The following is a 629-nucleotide window of genomic DNA, read 5'->3' as shown; positions in this document are numbered from 1 at the left end:
TCGATCGGACGCTCCGGCTGCGGGATGTAGGCATCCACCGTCGCCATCAGCGCCAGCACCGCCTCCTTGCCGATCTTGGGCTCCTTGTCCTCGAGCGCCATCAGCGCCGAGCCCTTGGTGATCGGGATGTCGTCGCCCGGGAAGTCGTACTTCGACAAGAGCTCGCGCACCTCGAGCTCGACCAGCTCCAGGAGTTCCTCGTCGTCGACCATGTCGACCTTGTTCAGGAACACCACCAGCGCCGGAACGCCGACCTGACGGGCGAGCAGGATGTGCTCCCGGGTCTGCGGCATCGGGCCGTCGGCCGCCGACACCACCAGGATCGCGCCGTCCATCTGGGCGGCACCCGTGATCATGTTCTTCACGTAGTCGGCGTGGCCGGGGCAGTCGACGTGGGCGTAGTGCCGGTTGGCCGTCTCGTACTCCACGTGCGCCGTCGAGATCGTGATCCCGCGCGCCTTCTCCTCCGGGGCCTTGTCGATCTGGTCGTAGGCCGTGAACGTCGCACCGCCCGTCTCAGCCAGCACCTTCGTGATCGCCGCCGTCAGCGACGTCTTGCCGTGGTCGACGTGACCGATCGTGCCGATGTTGCAGTGCGGCTTGGTGCGAGCGAACTTTTCCTTGCCCAT

1 protein-coding gene is annotated in these 629 nt (G+C 66.3%); it reads right to left on the bottom strand.

From position 1 onward, the window contains the following. Positions 1-629: GTP-binding protein (locus MFF40_RS28350; protein WP_238263153.1), on the bottom strand; the 629-nt coding region annotated here is incomplete at its 3' end.

The organism is Methylobacterium mesophilicum, assembly GCF_022179445.1.
Lineage (GTDB): Bacteria > Pseudomonadota > Alphaproteobacteria > Rhizobiales > Beijerinckiaceae > Methylobacterium > Methylobacterium mesophilicum.
Note: the sequence above shows the minus strand (reverse complement) of the source record. Positions and strands in the feature narration are given on the sequence as shown.